Origin of the sequence: Heyndrickxia sp. NPDC080065, from assembly GCF_050281185.1 — a bacterium.
Lineage (GTDB): Bacteria > Bacillota > Bacilli > Bacillales > Bacillaceae_C > Heyndrickxia.
Window position 1 is genome coordinate 59,486 of the sequence record NZ_JBNNWS010000004.1, and the last position, 18,823, is coordinate 78,308.

Consider the following 18,823-nt stretch of genomic DNA (forward strand, 5'->3'; position numbering starts at 1 on the left):
TTCAATTCTTTTTAGGTTAAAATACTATTAGCTGAATTGCCGTGTTTTATTTCTTCTAACAAAATAAAGGAAAACTAGTTGAATTAAAACAACAATTATAAATACAATACCCAAAATAGCGAATGTTATCATTTTTATTTCAGGAGTTTGAACTACACCTGCACCGTCAACTTTTCTTACCCCAATAACCACTGCTCCAGCAGCAAAAATGAATAGCCACACAATATTTATAACCCACCAAATTTTCATTTTCATAATAATCACCTTCTTTCTCAGAAATCTATCAAGCTCTATCTTATTAGCCCCATTGAGGGTTTGCGCCCCCTTTTTGTTAGTCGTTTTTCAGGGTTAACGATTCCTTTTACTTATTTCGACAAAAGGAGATATTTTCCTGCAAGATCACTTACTATTATTATTCGTCAATTTCATCTATTAAAAGCAAATAAAAAAACCACCTTTCTGCTGAATTTTTCAACAGAATAAGTGGTTTTTAAAAGAAATCAAGTAAAATAAAGCAAATTGATAGTAAAAATCAAATGAAGGTTTCACCTTTTTAGAAATTTTATAGGAGAAATTAACCTTTTTATTTGCTTAAAGAATGCCACAAACCCTTGATAATACTGGATTTCGTTTACTTCATTTGTTTATTCATGGCATTCATCATTTGATTGATTTTCTTCTGAGATGGTTTCATGCCCATTTGTGTCATCATCATTTTTAACATTTGTTCATTAATTGGTGGATTTTTCTTCAAGTAATTCATCATATATTTACGCGCAATGAAAAATCCAATAGCAATACCAGCAAGTAGTGCGACAAGTAATAGTAAATATCCCCACCAAGCCATAATAATCCTCCTTCATGTTGTCTATCTTACAGTGTACTAAATCCTCAATCATTATACAATATTTCCATTATGTTTCAAACGAATTTTCTTTCTTTTATTGGTTTTAACCATCCGAAACGTTCGTGTTCTAAATCTATTGCTAATAAACGTCCATCGTATTTTCTCAAAACTTCTAAAAATGCAGACTCCGAATCATAATTTCCCCATGCGTTTAATCGTAACATTTTTGACTCTATAAATAATTCAACCCCATTATAAAGATCGCTTCCACCGTATTTATAGATTTTATCCTCTTTAATAACATCCTTTTTCTTAGAAAACGCTTGTCCTAATAAATGATGAATATGTAAAACCGGGATTGGTTTTGTTATATATTCAATTTGTTTTCGAATAATATCCTTAAGTTTTCCGCTTACTTGGTAATATTCAGCAAATAAATCATAAAACATTCTTTCTCGTCCAAAATAATATTCTGCCACTTCATTCTCTATTAAATGGATTTGATAGGTACGCATGCTACCTCACTCCCCGAGTTTGAATTGTTTTATATTATTATAGACATACTTTTCTGTTTTTTTTGTCAAAAGCTGTTTGTAATAGAGAAATTTTTTGTCGAAATCAAATATCACACCGGAAAATAATCATATCTAAAGCTCGAATCCCATTCTCATAAATTGGACTTGAATAGCTTTCAAAGAAATTCTTCTTAATGGAGTCCATTCGAAAACCACATTTTTGATAAAAAGCAATATTATCAATACTGGAATTTGCTGTACCTACAATCATGGATTGGTAACCGTTTATTTTTGCTATTTTTTTTAGTTCTTCAATTACTTTCTTTCCTATTCCTTTTCCCCTATAGCTTTCAATAACTGCAATATTTTTTATTTCGAGAATTGGTTCTAATGTTATTAATACTACTCCAATGCACTGATTATCATAATGTATCGAAAACATCATCCCATCATACAGGTATTTATTAATCGCTACTTCATCTTCGTCAGCTATCAGGAGTAATTTCTTATATTTTTCTCGGTTCTTTTTCTCGATTTGTGTTAATTGTATCATTCTATTCATCCCTTCATTACGTAATTATATGTAATTCTTTATCCCTATTGATTGATAGCTCTTTATGGTGTGCTTTGATATAATATAAATATTCGTTTAAATTGGAATAAAAAGGACGGTTAGATATGAACATATTATGGGATTTTGATGGCACACTGTTCGATACATATCCTATCTATTCAAAAATTTTTAAAAAGGTAGTAGATGAAGACATTCCAGAAAAAGAAATCTATAAACTTTTAAAAATATCATTTTCACATGCAGTCAATTATTATCAGTTGTCTAAGGAGCAAATCGAAACTATGAACGAATATGAAGACAAGATTTCTCCAAAAGACATGCTTCCCTTTCCTCATGTAGAAAATATTTTAAAGTTTGCGAATAATAATGTTATCATGACCCATAAAACAAGAAAAGGTGTTAATGATATTTTAGATTATTATAATTGGAATCAATATTTTACTGAAATTATTACGATTGATGATGGATACCCACGAAAACCTCATCCTGCATCATACGAATATTTGCACAAAAATCACCAATTAGATTTAATCATAGGTGATCGCGAACTTGATATTTTACCAGGAAAGAAATTAGGGATTTACACTTGTCTTTTTCAAAACAATCAACCCGGAGCGGATTTCTATCTTTCTGATTATAAAGATTTTTCCAATGTGGTGAATATTTCAAAAGGAGGATAACCAAAATTATCCTCCTTTTACTTTTAATATTACAATAAGTTTTTCACACGAGATACTACATTTTCAACGGTAAATCCGTATTCTTTCAAAATTATTCCACCTGGTGCAGATGCGCCGAATCCATTGATTCCTAATATATCCCCTTCATCACCGACATAGCGTTCCCAACCAAATGGAGCTGCCATTTCAATTGCTAGACGTTTTTTCACTGATTTTGGAATTACTGACTCTTTATATTCCTTACTTTGTTGTTCAAAGCGATCCCATGATGGCATACTTACAACAGACGCGTGAATTCCATCTTGTTCAAGTACCTTTTGGGCTTCAATAGCAAGATTCACTTCAGATCCTGATGCAAGTAATAAAACATCTGCAATTTCACTATTAGCAGGAGAAACAACATAGGCACCTTTTGAAACACCATCTTGCGCATTTTCAGCAGTTGTTTTAAGAGTAGGTAATCCCTGTCTTGTTAAAACAAGTGCAGTTGGTTTATCTTTAGATGTTAAAGCTAGTCTCCATGCCGCAGCTGTTTCATTTCCATCTGCCGGACGAATAACAGAAAGGTTCGGCATTGTTCTTAAAGATGGTAATTGTTCAATTGGTTCATGTGTTGGACCATCCTCACCAACGGCAATACTGTCATGAGTGAAAACATATGTTACAGGTAAATTCATAAGAGCTGCTAAACGAATTGCAGGACGCAAGTAATCAGAAAAGACAAAGAACGTACCTCCGTAAACTTGCAAGCCTCCGTGAAGTGCCATTCCATTCATAGCTGCACCCATTGCAAACTCACGAACTCCAAACCAAATATTACGTCCTTCATAGTTGTCAGGAGTGAAATCTTTTTCACCTTTAATCATCGTATTATTTGATCCAGCAAGATCCGCAGATCCGCCAATGAATGTTGGAACTTGCTTAGCAATTGCATTTAACACTTCACCACTTGAAGCTCTGCTTGCCAAGCTTTTCCCTTCTTCATATACAGGAATATCTTGATCCCAATTTTCTGGAAGTTCCCCTTTGATTGCTCGATCTAATTGTTCAGCTAATTCAGGAAAGGCTTCTTTATATCCTGCAAAAAGCTCTTGCCATTCTTGTTCTTTTTTAATTCCTGGTTCCACAATTTTTTCATTAAAACGATCATATACTTCAGATGGAACATGGAAATCTTCTTCAAATGTCCATTTATAATATTCTTTTGTTAATTTTAATTCATCTGCCCCTAGTGGTGCACCGTGTACAGCAGACTTTCCAGATTTGTTAGGTGATCCATAGCCAATTACAGTTTTTACTTCAATGATCGTTGGACGTGTAACATCTGATTTTGCTTCTTCAAGTGCTTTAGCAATAGATTCAAAGTCATTTCCATCCTCTACTCGAATGTACTGCCAACCGTAAGATTTAAAGCGGCCTTCTACACTTTCAGAGAATGATTTGTCAAGGTCACCGTCTAATGAGATATCATTTGAATCATATAAAACAACAAGTCGACCTAATTTTAAATGCGCAGCTAGTGATGCAGCCTCGCTTGAAATACCTTCCATAAGGTCTCCATCACCACAAACTGCATATGTATTATGATTGACTATTTCGTAATTATCTTTATTATAAACACCTGCCATATGACGTTCAGCCATTGCCATACCAACTGCCATAGCAATCCCTTGACCTAATGGACCAGTTGTAGCTTCAACACCTTTTGTGTGTCCAAATTCAGGGTGTCCTGGTGTTTTACTGCCCCATTGACGAAATTGTTTTATTTCATCCATACTCAACCCATATCCAGCTAAATGGAGCAAGCTATAAAGAAGCATAGATCCATGTCCTGCAGATAATACAAAACGATCTCTATTAAACCATTCTGGGTTTTTTGGATTATGATTCATAATTCTAGTCCAAAGTGTATATGCCATTGGTGCTGCTCCCATAGGCAGTCCTGGATGACCAGAATTTGCTTTTTCAATAGCATCAATAGATAGTGTACGTATAGTTGTAACTGCTAACTGATCTGTTTTATCAAACAATGTACAAACATCCTCTCTATACATAAAGTACTTCACACCTTAATATTAAACATGTTTATATTATAACTCAACTATTTTGAAGTATAGTTTTTTCTTTAGCCAAATATCCTATTCTAAATGAACAAATACATAATAAAAAGGCTGAATAATCAGCCTTTAGTTGTAAATCCTGTCGTTTAATGCAGTCTTTTTTTCTCTTGAACTTCACGTACTTTTTGCGGTGTTACATCATTCCCATTAGGATCTATAACACGTACTGTTTCAATCGTATTTTTCATAGACGAACGAAAACTCTCCAAATACTCCCGACGAAGACGAGATTGTTCCTTTGCTTCAGCTTCAGTTAATCCTTGATTTTTAGCCTTTTTTGACAAGGCATTAATTCTTGCTATTTTATCTTTAGAAAGCATACTGCTACTCCTTTTTGTGTAGAACTACAATATCTTAATTCCATTTTATTTAGGGTAATAATACTAGATCTAAAAGGAGTAATCAAGAAAAAAAGACTATTTACTCTTCTTCTTGTCGAATATATTCTTGATACCTTCTATGGACAGTAGCTTTTGAAACATCATATCCAAATCCCCTTAGAGTTGCGGCAATCTCTGAAAATGTTAGTTCATTTTCCCTTAATCTAATAATCTCTTCAATCGGCAGCTCTTTTCGTTCACGTCCACTCTCATTCCCGTGATCTTTAAGGTTATTTTCTGGCCTAAACCCTTTTTCAACAGCCCTTTTCATACCTCTTTTAATCTTCAAATTATGTAATTTTCGTTGATATTCCTCGACCATACTTACTATATTTAGCACCATCGAATCGGACTCTGATAGTTCTAATTCCCCTTGGTGAGAGATGCTGTACACTTGCACACCTTCTTTAAAAAGAAAGTGAAGAAGAGCTATTTTTGCATTTCCTCTTCCAAGTCTTGTTTCATCTTGAACTAAAACCGCCTCTATTTTCTCTCGTTTAATAATATCTAGCATACCCAATACCCCAGGGCGATCTAGATGATACCCGCTCGCTTGATCAAGTATAACTTCAACCACTTGCAAATTCCATTTATCAGCGATCTCTAATAATTCAGATTCCTGTCTTTCTAAAGAGGTTTCCTGCGTATGTTTTTTTGTACTAACGCGGCAATATATAATTGTTTTCATTCTTTATTTTTTCTCCAAATCTAATGCTAGTTGATTTTTATCGTTTAATTGACTCTTTACTTTTACTGGTATAACAATCTTTTCACCTGGTTTAATAATATCATTTCTCAAATGATTTTTTTCTGATACCCAATCTATAAATTCCTGAGAATTCATTGAATGCTCTTCCGAATAGATCTGGGCCAGTTTCCATAGTGATTGTCCTTCAGTTATGATTATTTCTTGATAAGAATTTGATTCATCCTTAGTAGATAGCAAAGTATATAAACCTATGAATAATGACAAAACTATTAACATAATAACATAAGAATATTTTTTCCATAAAATAAGCATTTTTCATCACCCTCGAATATATGTTCGTTTAATTGATTTTATTATAGTGCGAACACTTGTTTGAAGTCAACACTTTTTTTCGAACTTATGTTTGTATAGTTGGAAAGATAATGCTATAATGGAATCAAGCTAAAGAAAAGTTTAATAGTCGGGGTGTAAATAATGACAAAACTTTCAAAAAGACAACAGGATATCCTGGATTTTATTAAACAGGAAGTTAAATCTAAAGGATATCCGCCATCAGTTCGTGAAATTGGAGAAGCAGTTGGTCTTGCATCAAGTTCAACCGTACATGGGCACTTATCTCGTTTAGAAACTAAAGGATTAATACGGAGAGATCCTACTAAGCCACGTGCAATTGAAATACTTGACTTAGATTCAGAAAATATCCCTCAGCAAAATGTTGTAAACGTTCCTTTACTCGGAAAAGTAACTGCAGGATTACCTATTACGGCTATCGAAAATATTGAAGAGTTTTTTCCTCTTCCAGAACAGCTTGCCCCTGCTGACGAAAACATTTTTATGTTAGAAATTGTCGGTGAAAGTATGATTGAGGCAGGTATTTTAGATGGAGACTATGTTATTGTTCGACAACAGCAAACCGCTATAAATGGCGATATTGTTGTTGCTATGACAGAGGACGATGAAGCAACAGTAAAGAGATTTTTTAAAGAGAAAAACTATTTCCGTCTACAACCCGAAAATTCCACAATGGCTCCTATTATTTTAAATAATGTAACAATTCTAGGGAAAGTAATCGGGCTATATCGGCAGTTGGTGCATTAATTGTAAAAACATCCATAATAATCGTTTTCAAGTATGAAACGATTATTATGGATGTTTTTTTGGACTTCAGCAACTTTAACGTAACCATATATCAATTTTTGTCAGATAGGTTGTTTCTTTCTTTTAAAAGATCACGTATTTCCCCTAATAATTTTTCTTCATTTGATAAAGTCGGTTCTGGTTCAACTGTCTCTTCTTTTTTCTTAAAACGTTCAAAGAAACGAATAAATAAAAAGATTGAAAAGGAGATAATTAAAAAGTCAACGACATTTTGAATAAACTGTCCATATTTAATTTTTGCAATATGAAGATCAGTAAAATCAAACCCTCCTAAAAGTGTACCTAAAATCGGCATAACAATATCTCCAACTAAAGAAGACACAATCTTCCCAAATGCAGCTCCAATGATTACCCCGATAGCTAAATCCATAACATTGCCTTTTAAGGCGAACTTTTTAAAATCATTTAACATAAAATAGACTCCCCCTTAAACTATATTATTGAATAATTACCCAAGAATAAATTTCGTTTTTAGTATGATTTTATAAGGGCATATGTATTAAATAATATTTTATATTACTTTTTTACACAAGACTTCTTTTTCATTTGTATAGATGACAAAATAGATTTTTAAATTATTATTTTTCCATCAGTATAAATTTTTTAATAATCTGAATAAGTTGTTCTGTTATACTAAAGTCACTACTTATAACCCCTGGAGGTGCCACATGTTATGATACCAAGAATCACAGTACTTACAATAGGTGTTGACGACTTAGAAAGATCATTGAAATTCTATCGTGATGGTTTACAACTACATACTGAAGGCATAGTTGGTAAAGAATTTGAGCATGGTGCTGTTGCTTTTTTTGATTTACATAACGGCTTGAAGCTAGCAATTTGGAACCGAAAAAGCATTGCCCACGATACAAAGCTTGATCAAAGTGCTCCAAGTCCTACTGAATTTCCTATCGGTCATAATGTATTTAGTAAAGATGAAGTTGATAGCATTATGGAACAGGCAAAGAATGCTGGGGCTATTATTACCGTTCCAGCACATGACACTTTTTGGGGTGGGTATTCTGGTTACTTCCAAGATCCAGATGGTCACCTGTGGGAAGTTGTATGGAATCCGCAATGGGATGACTTTGAATAATTATTACTAGTGGCACTGGTTATATTGTTTTTCGGTAGCTCCCAAAACTGTTGCTTCCCCCACCGGAACAAAAGACGGAATTCGTTTATACCTGGGCTACGAATTACTGAATAGCTTTACCTTATGAACACAAATAAAAACCACTAATATAGTGGTTTTTGGGCAAGTAATCAATGAGTATGAACAATGAACTTTGGTTCGTAATCACTAATAACTTCAAATACACCATCATTATATAAAAATAAATGATGTTCTACATTTGGAATGTCATTACTATCCAACCAATCATGCCACACTAGAGGATATTGAGGAATTTCAAAAACTGCTGGAAGAAAGAAAAGAACAATTATTACAATCTGCCCCTATTGAAAAATAGGGGCTTTTTACTTGGAAGGCAAACAAAGGGTGCAATATTAATATTTGTACAATGATGTTAAAATATTCTATTTGGCCCTTAATTTTTGTCCTACATAGATAAGATCTGGATCCTTAAGCTTATTCCAATATACGATCTGCTTAATAGAAGTACCATACTGTTTAGCAAGTGCTGATACAGTATCTCCTTTAACTACTGTATGATATTTTGTTGATCTAATCCTTACTTACTTGCATAAGGCTTATCTTTCTTACTAAAACACCATTAGATCTGACATACCTCACAGTATTTCCCTAGATTAGGCTTCCCGAGCTAGTGCAGTCTCCTTGTGGGTGAATTTTCATCATCTGGGATTCATTTTCATTATCCTCTTCCAGCAGTTTCACCGAAATGGCGTCTCAGTCAGATAAGAAAGAGTCAACACTCTATGCCACTGCAAGTCGCACAAAAAGCACCCACAAAGGATGCGTTAATTAAGATAATTTTATATACTTACGTTTTTTTCTCACCGCTACTATAAAACCTGGAAATAGTACTGACATCACCAAGAAATTCAATAAGATTTTCTTAAGTTTTGAGGATTGTTTTCTAACTATAATCATACTTCCTTCCTCCTTCTAGTTTGAAATTTCTTACTTTGTAATTTATGAAAAAGAAGGATGGTTTGTACAATTCATTTACCTTAAGGCTTTTATGCATTTTTAAGTCATTAGTATAAATGACTAACTTAATTGTTCTGCCATAATATCATCTTGTAATTGATTTCTTATGTATTCTTCTATTACCTTTTTGTTTCATCTAACCGTGTCCACATAATATCCTGTATACCAAAATTTCCGATTTCAATATCGATTACTTCAAATTTTCATGACGGTCAAATATCATTAAGCTGCTTTTCCTTTTAAATATCCTACAAATTAAGACGCAGGAAGCTTTTTAGAACCCTAGGCCTAGCCTAGGGTTCTCATTTCTACAATATGCCATCGCTTTTATTTAACTCTAAGAACTTGTCCTACATAAATAGTGTAATTATCGTCAAGGTTGTTCCATGTTTTTATTTGATCAATCGTGCTGCCATATTGTCTACTTAACGAATAAACAGTATCACCGGACACTACCGTATGATAAACAGCCCCACTTTTCTTTTGAAGATTAAACGTACTAGCTAGTCCATTTACATGCCCCCTAGCTACATTTTCAATCCAAGTAGCACTCTGCATTTTTGCAGCATCGTTACCATTATCAATAAAGCCATTTTCAGTTAATAGTGCTGGCATATTAGATTCACGCAAAACGTGTAGATCAGATTGTTTCTTTCCACGATCCGTTAATTGATTAAGTTTCATTACTTCGGAATGGATAGTTGATTGATAAGTTGTTGTTGGAGCGCCTACTCCTGGATAAACATAACTTTCGAATCCAGTTCCCCCACCTGCATTAATGTGAATGGATAGAAAATAATCAGCGCCCCATGAATTAGCGGCATTTGTACGATCACTCAAAGATGGAAATGTATCTGCCGTCCGTGACATCAAAATGGATACATCACTGTACTCAGCTGAAAGAATATCACGAATCTTTAAAGCAATTTGTAATGTAATGTTCTTTTCCATGATTCCGTTACCAACTGCACCTGAATCAGTACCACCATGACCTGGATCTAAGAATAATTTAAACATTTTACATCTTCTCCTTTTTAATAGTAAATGAAAGTAATTTAATAGTTGTACAGGCTTTTCGCCAATTAAAATTAAAAGAGTAACGATTACACGTCACTCCTACTTTGCTAAACCTTCTTTTTTTAATACTTCTTTTTGTTTTTTGCCTTTTTTAGATAGGTAGTTGTTTTTCCAAGCCGTCCAGATAAAATAGCCGACTGAAATAACAGCTACTAGATCATTAACATAATCATCTGATATAGTTTTGAAACCAATTAAATTTAAGACGGCATTAACCACTGCAACAATCAAAAGCGCAAAACGTGTTAAACTCGCTTTATCAACTTTACTCACCTCCTTTATTTTTTCAATAGAATCAAATCTCTTGTGGGCCTGTTTAGATGTTTCTTCAACCCTTGTTACCCTTTCGACTAACGCTACCATTTGAGATGTAATCTAGTTGAGCTTTAATTTGAGCATCCTATCGGGTAACCATTTTTGCCTCTTTTTGTTTGTTAAATGTGTAAGATAGATAGCTTAAAAGTAATCATCCTATAGCAATTAACAAACCGATTTCAATTGGAGTGCTCTTACCTCCATTGCCCCGCTCCAACCTCCGCAAACTGAGTTGCTTGGTCATGTAAAACATACCTGGCAGTTGTCCGAGTACATCATTGGTAAAGGAAAGATGCTTCTCCTATCGAATTAGCTTCGATAAGTAAATCTTACCTTTGTAAAAAAAAGATTTAGTCCCCTATCTTCTCGGGTTTTTGTCGGTTTTTTTGTCGGGATTTTATCGGTAAAAGAACAAAGGCGCAAGCGCCTTGCTCATCGGCGTAAGTATTTCTTAGTCTTTGACTGAGATAAAGGAAACACGGTGAGGTAGTTCACGAGCCGATGTTGACTTATCGTAGGGAGGAGACGGAAAATCCGCTAGACGATAGGCGCTGGAGCTAGACGTAAACCTCTCTCTTTATAAAGTAATCCACAGTGCGAATATTTTATAATTTCCTGGTGTAAACGATAAAAAAGCACTTAGATTATTCCAAGTGCTGTAGCTAAATTAAAAATAGCTGAACGTTTAATTTCATAATATTTATCTTTATCAAGCCCTAAATCATTATAAACTTCAATATCTTTTACTCTCACACCAGATAAATACTTTCTTTCTAATAATGAACGCTCATCTTCATTCAAGCTATGTTTTAATGATCGTTCCATTTGACTTACTTTTATTTTATTTAAAGGATCAACTTCTCTTATAGAAGGATATAAATTTGTTGCACCTACTTCAATTCGTTCTTGAATATTTTCGTTTTGAACTTTTAATGCTCTATATTCTATAAGTGCGTTAATAACTTCAGAACGGACTAATGATTTATCTACATCTTCAAACATTACTAATTGCTCAGCTTCCATTTACATCACTCCTTACTCTTTTTTAGTATCCAAAAAAAATCGGATTATCTACCAAAAAAATACTTTCAACAGGAATTTTATAAATTTCTCCTATCTTGATCAAAAACGAACGAGGAACATTAGTTGAGTCTTTTTCATATTTCGAGAGCGAATCTTTATTTATTCCAAATAATATAGCAGCATCAACAAATTTGAGTGCTGCATTAACTCTTGCAGCTTTCAAAGTGATTTTTTTATCAATTTTACTGGCAACTCCTTTCTCGTTTCGTCTTGCTTATAATTTATCCGGTTTTTTTCGGAATGTCAACCGGTTTTTCTCGGAATTTAAATCACTCTTTCAAACTACTTTATTTATATTCAGGAATATATCTGAAAAAATTCGGAATTATTATTGATTATCCGTAATTTTTCGGATATAATTTCTCCCAAGAGAGGGTGTGTTACTATATGATAGATCGTGATTTGCCATTAAAAAAAGAGATTTCTAATAACATAAAAAGATTAATGAAGCGAAATAATTGGACTCAATTAAAGACAAGTGAAATGTCCGGAATTTCTAAAAGTACTTTGTCAGATTATGTGAATTACAAAACATTAATTAATCCAAGAAATGTCGAAAAATTATCTAAAGCATTTAATGTACCTAAATCAGAAATTGATCCGAGTTTTAAAAGTAAAGATTCTCAATTACCTGAACTAAATTCTAAAGATGAACGGGATATACAAAAAGAATTACAAAAAATGATTGATGGTTTGTCTGGTAAAAACGGATACGCAGCATTTGATGGACAAGATATTAATGATATAGATGAGGAGGATAGGGAATTGCTTATTGCATCTTTAGAGAATTCACTTAGACTTGCAAAACGTATTGCAAAACAAAAATTCACCCCTAAAAAATATAGAAATTAATAGGAGTGGGATATGAGATAATGAAAAAGGTGATTAAGAGACTTTATCAATTGTATAAAACTTATGATCCATTTGAACTTGCAGAAAGAAAAAATATTATTGTTCAATTTGAGCCTTTAGGTTCAATTTTGGGCTATTATAGCTTCCACAAACGGGTTCAATTTATACATATAAATGAGCAGTTAGAGGAAAATATGCAACGTCTAGTTTGTGCTCACGAATTAGGGCACGCAATTTTACACCCAAAGGTAAACACTTCTTTTTTAAAAAAGAATACTTTCTTCTCCATCGATAAGTTGGAAATGGAAGCTAATTTATTTGCCGTCGAACTATTAATGCCAGATGAATATCTTTATGAACTTAATAATACAAGCATAACACTTCGTGAAGCTGCTGCTATGTACGGTGTACCAAAGGAAATTGTACACCTAAAAAATTTTTAACCACAAAAAGAACATACATTCTCATTTAGAGAAGTGATAACATATTTATATCTCAAGTCAAAATAATAATTAGACTTAAAGAATAATAAGATTAATAAAACTAAAAATCCCCTCTATAGTAGACAGATTAGTATGCTTTCTTTTTTCTGTCTACTATAAGGGGATCATATCAAATGTTAGATAGTGCCTAACATTTGGAGGTGCAGTTCACGGTGATCAAGGGGTTTCACTATTAATACATCGACATATACTGCTCACGTTCCCAAGGATGGACTTGAGTACGGAACATATCCCATTCAATTTCTTTTGCTTCTAAGAAATGTTCAAGAATGTGTTCACCAAGAGCACTTGTCATAACTTCATCTGATACTAAGTTATCTAATGCTAGCTTTAATGTTCCAGGAAGGTCAATAATTCCAGCCTCTTCACGCTCTTGTTTATTCATAACATAAATATTGCGATCAACAGGCGCAGGAGCTTGTAGCTTATTTTTAATTCCATCTAATCCTGATTTTAATAAAACAGCCATTGCTAAGTAAGGATTCGCAGCAGGATCAACACTTCGAACTTCAATACGTGTGCTTAATCCACGGGATGCAGGAATTCGAACTAATGGGCTGCGATTTCTTGCAGACCATGCTACATAACATGGTGCTTCATAGCCAGGTACAAGTCGTTTGTATGAGTTAACAGTTGGATTGGTTACTGCTGTAAAATTCGTTGCATGCTTAATTATACCAGCAATAAATTGATAGGCAGTTTCACTTAATTCAAGCTTACCGCTTGGATCAACGAAAGCATTTTCCCCGTTTTTGAATAAGGATAAATTGCAATGCATTCCTGAACCACTTACACCAAATAACGGTTTTGGCATAAAAGTAGCATGAAGTCCATGTTTACGAGCAATAGTTTTGACCACTAGTTTAAATGTTTGTATATCATCACAAGCTTTTAATGCATGTGCATATTTAAAATCAATTTCATGTTGTCCAGGGGCAACTTCATGGTGAGAAGCTTCAACTTCAAAGCCCATTTCCTCAAGCTCTAGAACAATGTCTCTACGGCAGTTTTCACCAAGGTCTGTTGGGGCTAAATCGAAATAACCGCCATTGTCATTTAGTTCTAAAGAAGGCTCCCCTTTTTCATCTAATTTAAATAAGAAAAATTCAGGTTCAGGTCCAAGGTTAAAGTCAGTGAATCCAAGCTCTTCCATTTCCTTTAACACACGTTTTAAATTATTACGAGGATCCCCTGCAAACGGAGTTCCATCCGCATTATATATATCACAAATTAATCGTGCAACTTTCCCTTTTTCAGCTGTCCAAGGGAAAACAACCCACGTATCTAAGTCAGGATATAAGTACATATCAGATTCCTCAATACGAACAAAACCTTCGATAGAGGAGCCATCAAACATCATCTTATTGTCTAACGCTTTCCCAAGCTGGCTGATTGGGATCTCTACATTTTTGATGGTGCCTAAAATATCTGTAAACTGAAGACGAATAAACTTAACATTTTGTTCCTCGGCAATTCTTTCAATATCACTGCGGCTAAATCTTGACATTAACAATTCCTCCCTTAAAACATGATAATCAATTTTTTTACCCACTATAGTCACGGGATTTAATGAAGAAATCTCTGTCTTTCGTTTGTTTTCATTCCAGGACGTTGAAATCTTCCAGCTTGCAAGAGTTCTTCCCTAAGAATTTTTCTAATTTCCTCGTTAGAAACTTCTTCTTTCGTAGTGACTGTTTCTTTTTGAACTTCTTCTGTTTTCATAATTAAAATTTTCTTAATTCCCGCCATATTGATGCCTTGATCTAACAGATCCTTAATTTCCAGCAGTTGATCGACATCATTTAAAGAATAAAGACGTCGGTTTCCTTCTGATCTGGCAGGATGGATTAAGTTATGTTCCTCATAATACCTTATTTGACGGGCAGTTAATTCAGTTAATTGCATTACTGTACCTATCGGTAATAAAGGCATTGAACGACGAATTTGACTTTTACCGCTCACACCAAACCTCCGCCTTTCTTTATTTAATACATTAACATTATATTCTTATGTAAGTTTAAATGTCAATATCATGTTATGTTTTCTAACATTTATTTTTTTAAAATTAAAAGCGTGTAAAACATATGCTTTTTACACGCTTTAATCAATGATATTTTACAATAATCCTTTTGAAATTAATCGATCTAATGCAGAGCAAACGGCAATTTTTACATGAGAGTAAGTTAAGCCACCTTGTACATAAGCTGTATATGGAGGACGAATCGGTCCATCTGCCGATAATTCAATGCTTGCCCCTTGGATAAAAGTCCCCGCCGCCATAATTACATCATCTTCATACCCTGGCATATAACTTGGATATGGGGTGACATAGGAATTGATCGGAGAGGCAAATTGGATTGCTTGGCAAAACTCAATCATTTTATCAGGGTTGTCGAATGTTACTGACTGTATGAGGTCCGTTCTTTTCGCATCCCATTTCGGATGTGTGTTCATCCCAAATCTTTCAATTATCGCCGAAGTAAACACTGCTCCCTTTAAAGCTTGTCCAACAACATGAGGCGCTAGAAAGAATCCTTGATACATTTCTTGTAAACTATATAGGGATGCACCTGCTTCCGCTCCAATACCTGGAGAGGTCATTCGGTATGAACATGCTTCTACCCATTCGTTCTTTCCTACGATATAGCCCCCTGTCTTTACAATTCCACCACCAGGATTTTTAATTAATGATCCAGCCATTAAGTCTGCTCCAACATGACATGGTTCTAGACTTTCAACAAATTCGCCATAACAATTGTCAACAAAGACAACAACATCAGACTTTATCTTTTTAACAAATTCGATCATTTCTTTTATTTCATCTATTGTAAAGGATGGACGATTTGCATATCCTTTTGAACGTTGAATACCGATCATTTTCGTATTTGGCTTTATTGCCAGCTTAACTGCCTCGTAATCTACTTTCCCTTCTTTTGTTAATGGGACGGCTTGAAAGCCAATTTGAAATTCCTTTAAGGAACCTTTACCGTTTCCGCGTATCCCAACGATTTCCTCTAATGTATCATATGGTTTCCCGGTAATATATAGTAGATCATCACCTGGTCTTAATACTCCGAACAGGGAAATAGATATGGCATGGGTACCAGAAATGATTTGAGGTCGTACTAAACCAGCTTCACCACCGAAAACATCTGCATAAATTTTTTCCAATGTCTCTCTTCCTATGTCATCATATCCATAACCAGTGGATGGAATAAAATGGCTGTCACTTACACGATGACTTTGAAAGCTTTTTAGTACTCTAAACTGATTTTCTTCAATCTGATGATCAATCTTTTCATGTATTGGTTTTATTTGTTTTTCTACATCTTCTATTGCTTGTTTAAGTGTTGAACTATTTTCTAAATACTGTAACATCATGAAGCTCCTTCTATAGCTGATATCTTTGTAATGCACCTGTTACTGGGTGATCTACTAATGCAAATCCTTTGCATTTATAAGCTTGCAATTCTTCTTTAAAGATAAGCTCTCTCAAAATTGTATCACTTTTTAGTAAAGAAAGTAGTTTTCCTTCAGTTGATGGAATTATTACACTGTATGGCTCCATCACCCCGATTGCGTCTTTTTCAACTTTCTGCTTTAATCGTTCACGATCTTCGGAATTTAAGGCACTTATTAATATTTTCTTCGTTGAAGTTGGTACAAATTCAGGATCTTGCACATCTATTTTATTATATACGGTTAATTGTGGGATGTGTTCCATTTCAAGTTCGGTTAATAATTTTTGAACTGTTTTTTCGTGATTATCATAGTTTGGATTCGACGCATCGACAACGTGTAACAATAAATCAGCTTCCCTTACTTCTTCTAATGTAGACCTGAAGGCTGCAATTAAAGTGGTTGGTAAGTCCTGAATAAATCCTACAGTATCTGTTAAAAGGCCAATATAACCACTTGGAAGAATAAATTTTCTTGTCATCGGATCAAGAGTAGCAAACAATTGATTTTCCTCATACGATTCTGCTGCTGATAACCGATTAAACAATGTAGATTTCCCTGCATTTGTATAACCGACTAATGCAATTTGAAATGCCTTATTCTTTTTCCTCCGAATACGGTAACGTTCTCGATGATTAACAACAGTTGCTAACTGATTTTTAATCTCATCAATCCGTCTACGAATATGACGACGGTCAGACTCCAGCTTAGTCTCACCTGGCCCTCTTGTACCAATTCCTCCCCCTAATCTGGATAATTCTATTCCTTGACCCCCGAGTCTTGGTAATAAATATTGCAGCTGCGCAAGCTCTACTTGAAGCTTTCCTTCTTTCGAACGTGCTCTTCCAGCAAAAATATCTAATATTAATTGTGTACGGTCAATCACACGAACATTTAGTATTTTGGCTAAGTTTCGGAGCTGGCTAGGAGAAAGCTCATCATTAAATATTACTAAATCTGCTTCCAGTTCCTCAACAAGAGCACTAATTTCTTCAACCTTTCCTTTTCCAATATATGTAAAAGAATCCTTTCGTTCTCGTTTTTGCGTTATCATTATTAAAACTTCGCCATTTGCTGTCTTAGTCAAAGCTGCAAGCTCTCCCATAGAATAATGGAATTGCTCGTTTTCATTATTTAGCTGGCAACCAACCAATATAGCTTTTTCGTTCATGCCCTTTGTCATTCAATCCACCAACTTTCAAAAGAAAATACATATCTTTATCTTAACAGAAAGTTGTATGACAAAAAAATTTTTCATAAGTTTCTTAGGATTAGCCTAAACATCTATAGAACCCTATATTCTGTTCACTTTCACTACTATTTTGAGGGTCCTTACTTATACATTTAATTGGAGACTTCCAAATAAAAGCATAATCAAAACGGCTAGTCACCATGATCAGCCGTTTTTTTGGTCCGGAAAAAATAAGTCATTACTTCTAATGGTTAAAAGATCATGACGATCAAAAATGTTATTCGTTAACAGCCTCATTGCTTGAGAACGAATGGATTTTTCAATAATATTTCTAACATATCTTCCATTTGAAAAGCTTACAGGATTCATCATTTTTACATATGATAAATGCTCTTTTAACTTTCTTTCCGCATCATGACTTAGTATATATTCTTTCTCATTTAACATCCTCTTTCCTATTTCCATTAATTGATCTACATTATAATCAGGAAAATGGAAAACGAGAGGAAAACGGGAATGGAGTCCAGGATTTAAACTAAGAAAATAGTCCATTTCTCTAGAGTATCCAGCCAAAATTAAAATGAATTCATGCTGCTTATCTTCCATATGTTTGACAAGTGTATCTATTGCCTCTTTTCCAAAATCCTTCTCACCCCCTCGACCAAGTGAGTAAGCCTCATCAATAAACAGAATTCCTCCAATCGATTTCTTTACCAAATCTCTTGTTTTTTGTGCAGTATGACCAATATATTCACCTACTAAATCTGCTCGTTCAGCCTCAATTAGATGACCTTTCGTTAATACATTCATTTTCTGAAAAAGTTTACCTATCAATCGTGCCACCGTAGTTTTTCCTGTACCTGGGTTGCCTTTAAACATCATATGAAGTGCTTGTTTTCCAGCTTTTAAACCAGCTGCTTCACGTTTCTTATTAATGTAGATCCAAGCATATACTTCTTTAATCATTTTTTTCATTTCGTCCATCCCAACTAGAGCACTTAGTTCATCTTCAATTTCTTTAAGAGCTTCATGCTCCGTTGAAATCGTCTTTGGAACAACTTCCTTTTGATGATAAGTTAAAGAGGCTTCCCTTTGTTGTGCACCGAGCACAATACTAATTTGACCATTATTTTTCATACGAATTGGTTGATCCAAAGCGTTCACCTCACAATCTGAAAGGCTCTTTTCTAAAACTTTTTTGCTTCTTGTAACCGAGTAAAAATCG

24 protein-coding genes and 1 pseudogene are annotated in these 18,823 nt (G+C 34.2%); 5 read left to right on the plus strand and 20 right to left on the minus strand.

The window, feature by feature from the left end; genetic code table 11:
• Positions 1 to 27 precede the first annotated feature (27 nt).
• The 4 genes from ACQKP0_RS05310 to ACQKP0_RS05325 all read right to left on the minus strand — a co-directional run bounded on the left by ACQKP0_RS05310 (position 28) and on the right by ACQKP0_RS05325 (position 1,915).
• Positions 28 to 255, minus strand: a complete 228-nt coding sequence (locus ACQKP0_RS05310) for a DUF3923 family protein (protein WP_427404782.1) — start codon at positions 253 to 255, stop codon at positions 28 to 30.
• Positions 256 to 631: 376 nt separating this feature from the next.
• A complete protein-coding gene (locus tag ACQKP0_RS05315; RefSeq protein WP_427404783.1) occupies positions 632 to 847 on the minus strand; it encodes a YneF family protein in 216 nt (71 codons plus the stop codon).
• Between the two features lie 74 nt (positions 848 to 921).
• Positions 922 to 1,362 carry a sporulation inhibitor of replication protein SirA gene (sirA, locus tag ACQKP0_RS05320; RefSeq protein WP_427404784.1) on the minus strand — a complete coding sequence of 147 codons (441 nt, stop codon included), beginning with the start codon at positions 1,360 to 1,362 and terminating at the stop codon, positions 922 to 924.
• A 103-nt stretch (positions 1,363 to 1,465) separates the two neighbouring features.
• Positions 1,466 to 1,915, minus strand: a complete 450-nt coding sequence (locus ACQKP0_RS05325) for a GNAT family N-acetyltransferase (protein ID WP_427404785.1) — start codon at positions 1,913 to 1,915, stop codon at positions 1,466 to 1,468.
• A gap of 125 nt (positions 1,916 to 2,040) precedes the next feature.
• Here ACQKP0_RS05325 and ACQKP0_RS05330 point away from each other — a divergent pair, with 125 nt between their 5' ends.
• Positions 2,041 to 2,616, plus strand: coding sequence for an HAD-IA family hydrolase (locus tag ACQKP0_RS05330; protein WP_427404786.1), 576 nt, complete (start codon positions 2,041 to 2,043; stop codon positions 2,614 to 2,616).
• A gap of 29 nt (positions 2,617 to 2,645) precedes the next feature.
• On the opposite strand, the gene tkt is transcribed toward ACQKP0_RS05330, so the two are convergent.
• The 4 genes from tkt to yneA form a co-directional block, all read right to left on the minus strand.
• The gene (gene tkt, locus ACQKP0_RS05335) at positions 2,646 to 4,646 is read right to left on the minus strand and encodes a transketolase (protein WP_427405014.1); all 2,001 of its coding nucleotides are present in this window, start codon (positions 4,644 to 4,646) and stop codon (positions 2,646 to 2,648) included.
• A 176-nt stretch (positions 4,647 to 4,822) separates the two neighbouring features.
• Positions 4,823 to 5,056, minus strand: coding sequence for a DUF896 domain-containing protein (locus ACQKP0_RS05340; RefSeq protein ID WP_427404787.1), 234 nt, complete (start codon positions 5,054 to 5,056; stop codon positions 4,823 to 4,825).
• Positions 5,057 to 5,156: 100 nt separating this feature from the next.
• Positions 5,157 to 5,804, minus strand: coding sequence for a YneB family resolvase-like protein (locus tag ACQKP0_RS05345; protein WP_427404788.1), 648 nt, complete (start codon positions 5,802 to 5,804; stop codon positions 5,157 to 5,159).
• 3 nt (positions 5,805 to 5,807) lie between these two features.
• Positions 5,808 to 6,137: a cell division suppressor protein YneA gene (gene yneA / locus ACQKP0_RS05350; protein WP_427404789.1), complete on the minus strand. Its 330-nt coding sequence runs from the start codon at positions 6,135 to 6,137 to the stop codon at positions 5,808 to 5,810.
• Positions 6,138 to 6,299: 162 nt separating this feature from the next.
• Here yneA and lexA point away from each other — a divergent pair, with 162 nt between their 5' ends.
• The gene (gene lexA / locus ACQKP0_RS05355) at positions 6,300 to 6,923 is read left to right on the plus strand and encodes a transcriptional repressor LexA (RefSeq protein WP_427404790.1); all 624 of its coding nucleotides are present in this window, start codon (positions 6,300 to 6,302) and stop codon (positions 6,921 to 6,923) included.
• Between the two features lie 91 nt (positions 6,924 to 7,014).
• Here the strand turns inward: lexA and mscL are convergent, their stop codons facing one another.
• A complete protein-coding gene (gene mscL, locus ACQKP0_RS05360) occupies positions 7,015 to 7,395 on the minus strand; it encodes a large-conductance mechanosensitive channel protein MscL (RefSeq protein WP_427404791.1) in 381 nt (126 codons plus the stop codon).
• Between the two features lie 261 nt (positions 7,396 to 7,656).
• On the opposite strand from mscL, the gene ACQKP0_RS05365 reads away from it, so the two are divergent.
• Positions 7,657 to 8,079 carry a VOC family protein gene (locus tag ACQKP0_RS05365; protein ID WP_427404792.1) on the plus strand — a complete coding sequence of 141 codons (423 nt, stop codon included), beginning with the start codon at positions 7,657 to 7,659 and terminating at the stop codon, positions 8,077 to 8,079.
• Positions 8,080 to 8,249: 170 nt separating this feature from the next.
• Here ACQKP0_RS05365 and ACQKP0_RS05370 read toward each other — a convergent pair whose 3' ends face one another.
• The 6 genes and pseudogenes from ACQKP0_RS05370 to ACQKP0_RS05395 form a co-directional block, all read right to left on the minus strand.
• A complete protein-coding gene (locus tag ACQKP0_RS05370) occupies positions 8,250 to 8,375 on the minus strand; it encodes a hypothetical protein (RefSeq protein WP_427404793.1) in 126 nt (41 codons plus the stop codon).
• Positions 8,376 to 9,177: 802 nt separating this feature from the next.
• Positions 9,178 to 9,372: pseudogene (locus ACQKP0_RS05375) on the minus strand (transposase); the annotation flags it as partial.
• A gap of 72 nt (positions 9,373 to 9,444) precedes the next feature.
• Positions 9,445 to 10,134 carry an N-acetylmuramoyl-L-alanine amidase gene (locus ACQKP0_RS05380; RefSeq protein ID WP_427404794.1) on the minus strand — a complete coding sequence of 230 codons (690 nt, stop codon included), beginning with the start codon at positions 10,132 to 10,134 and terminating at the stop codon, positions 9,445 to 9,447.
• 99 nt (positions 10,135 to 10,233) lie between these two features.
• Positions 10,234 to 10,557 (minus strand): phage holin, encoded by a 324-nt coding sequence (locus ACQKP0_RS05385; protein ID WP_427404795.1) that lies wholly within the window; start codon positions 10,555 to 10,557, stop codon positions 10,234 to 10,236.
• 591 nt (positions 10,558 to 11,148) lie between these two features.
• Positions 11,149 to 11,532, minus strand: coding sequence for an ArpU family phage packaging/lysis transcriptional regulator (locus ACQKP0_RS05390; protein ID WP_427404796.1), 384 nt, complete (start codon positions 11,530 to 11,532; stop codon positions 11,149 to 11,151).
• A gap of 22 nt (positions 11,533 to 11,554) precedes the next feature.
• Positions 11,555 to 11,755, minus strand: a complete 201-nt coding sequence (locus ACQKP0_RS05395; protein WP_427404797.1) for an XRE family transcriptional regulator — start codon at positions 11,753 to 11,755, stop codon at positions 11,555 to 11,557.
• Between the two features lie 224 nt (positions 11,756 to 11,979).
• Here ACQKP0_RS05395 and ACQKP0_RS05400 point away from each other — a divergent pair, with 224 nt between their 5' ends.
• Together ACQKP0_RS05400 and ACQKP0_RS05405 are read left to right on the plus strand one after the other, a co-directional pair.
• Positions 11,980 to 12,444 carry a helix-turn-helix domain-containing protein gene (locus ACQKP0_RS05400; RefSeq protein WP_427404798.1) on the plus strand — a complete coding sequence of 155 codons (465 nt, stop codon included), beginning with the start codon at positions 11,980 to 11,982 and terminating at the stop codon, positions 12,442 to 12,444.
• 20 nt (positions 12,445 to 12,464) lie between these two features.
• Positions 12,465 to 12,887 carry an ImmA/IrrE family metallo-endopeptidase gene (locus tag ACQKP0_RS05405; RefSeq protein ID WP_427404799.1) on the plus strand — a complete coding sequence of 141 codons (423 nt, stop codon included), beginning with the start codon at positions 12,465 to 12,467 and terminating at the stop codon, positions 12,885 to 12,887.
• Between the two features lie 232 nt (positions 12,888 to 13,119).
• On the opposite strand, the gene glnA is transcribed toward ACQKP0_RS05405, so the two are convergent.
• The 5 genes from glnA to spoVK form a co-directional block, all read right to left on the minus strand.
• The gene (glnA, locus tag ACQKP0_RS05410; protein WP_427404800.1) at positions 13,120 to 14,454 is read right to left on the minus strand and encodes a type I glutamate--ammonia ligase; all 1,335 of its coding nucleotides are present in this window, start codon (positions 14,452 to 14,454) and stop codon (positions 13,120 to 13,122) included.
• Between the two features lie 59 nt (positions 14,455 to 14,513).
• Positions 14,514 to 14,879: a MerR family transcriptional regulator gene (locus ACQKP0_RS05415; RefSeq protein WP_427405015.1), complete on the minus strand. Its 366-nt coding sequence runs from the start codon at positions 14,877 to 14,879 to the stop codon at positions 14,514 to 14,516.
• A 183-nt stretch (positions 14,880 to 15,062) separates the two neighbouring features.
• Entirely contained in the window at positions 15,063 to 16,325 is a 1,263-nt protein-coding gene (locus ACQKP0_RS05420) for an aminotransferase class I/II-fold pyridoxal phosphate-dependent enzyme (protein WP_427404801.1), read from the minus strand.
• Between the two features lie 13 nt (positions 16,326 to 16,338).
• Complete coding sequence (hflX, locus tag ACQKP0_RS05425) at positions 16,339 to 17,589, minus strand: GTPase HflX (protein WP_427404802.1); 1,251 nt, start codon at positions 17,587 to 17,589, stop codon at positions 16,339 to 16,341.
• A 213-nt stretch (positions 17,590 to 17,802) separates the two neighbouring features.
• Positions 17,803 to 18,753, minus strand: a complete 951-nt coding sequence (spoVK, locus tag ACQKP0_RS05430) for a stage V sporulation protein K (protein WP_427405016.1) — start codon at positions 18,751 to 18,753, stop codon at positions 17,803 to 17,805.
• Between the last annotated feature and the right edge of the window lie 70 nt (positions 18,754 to 18,823).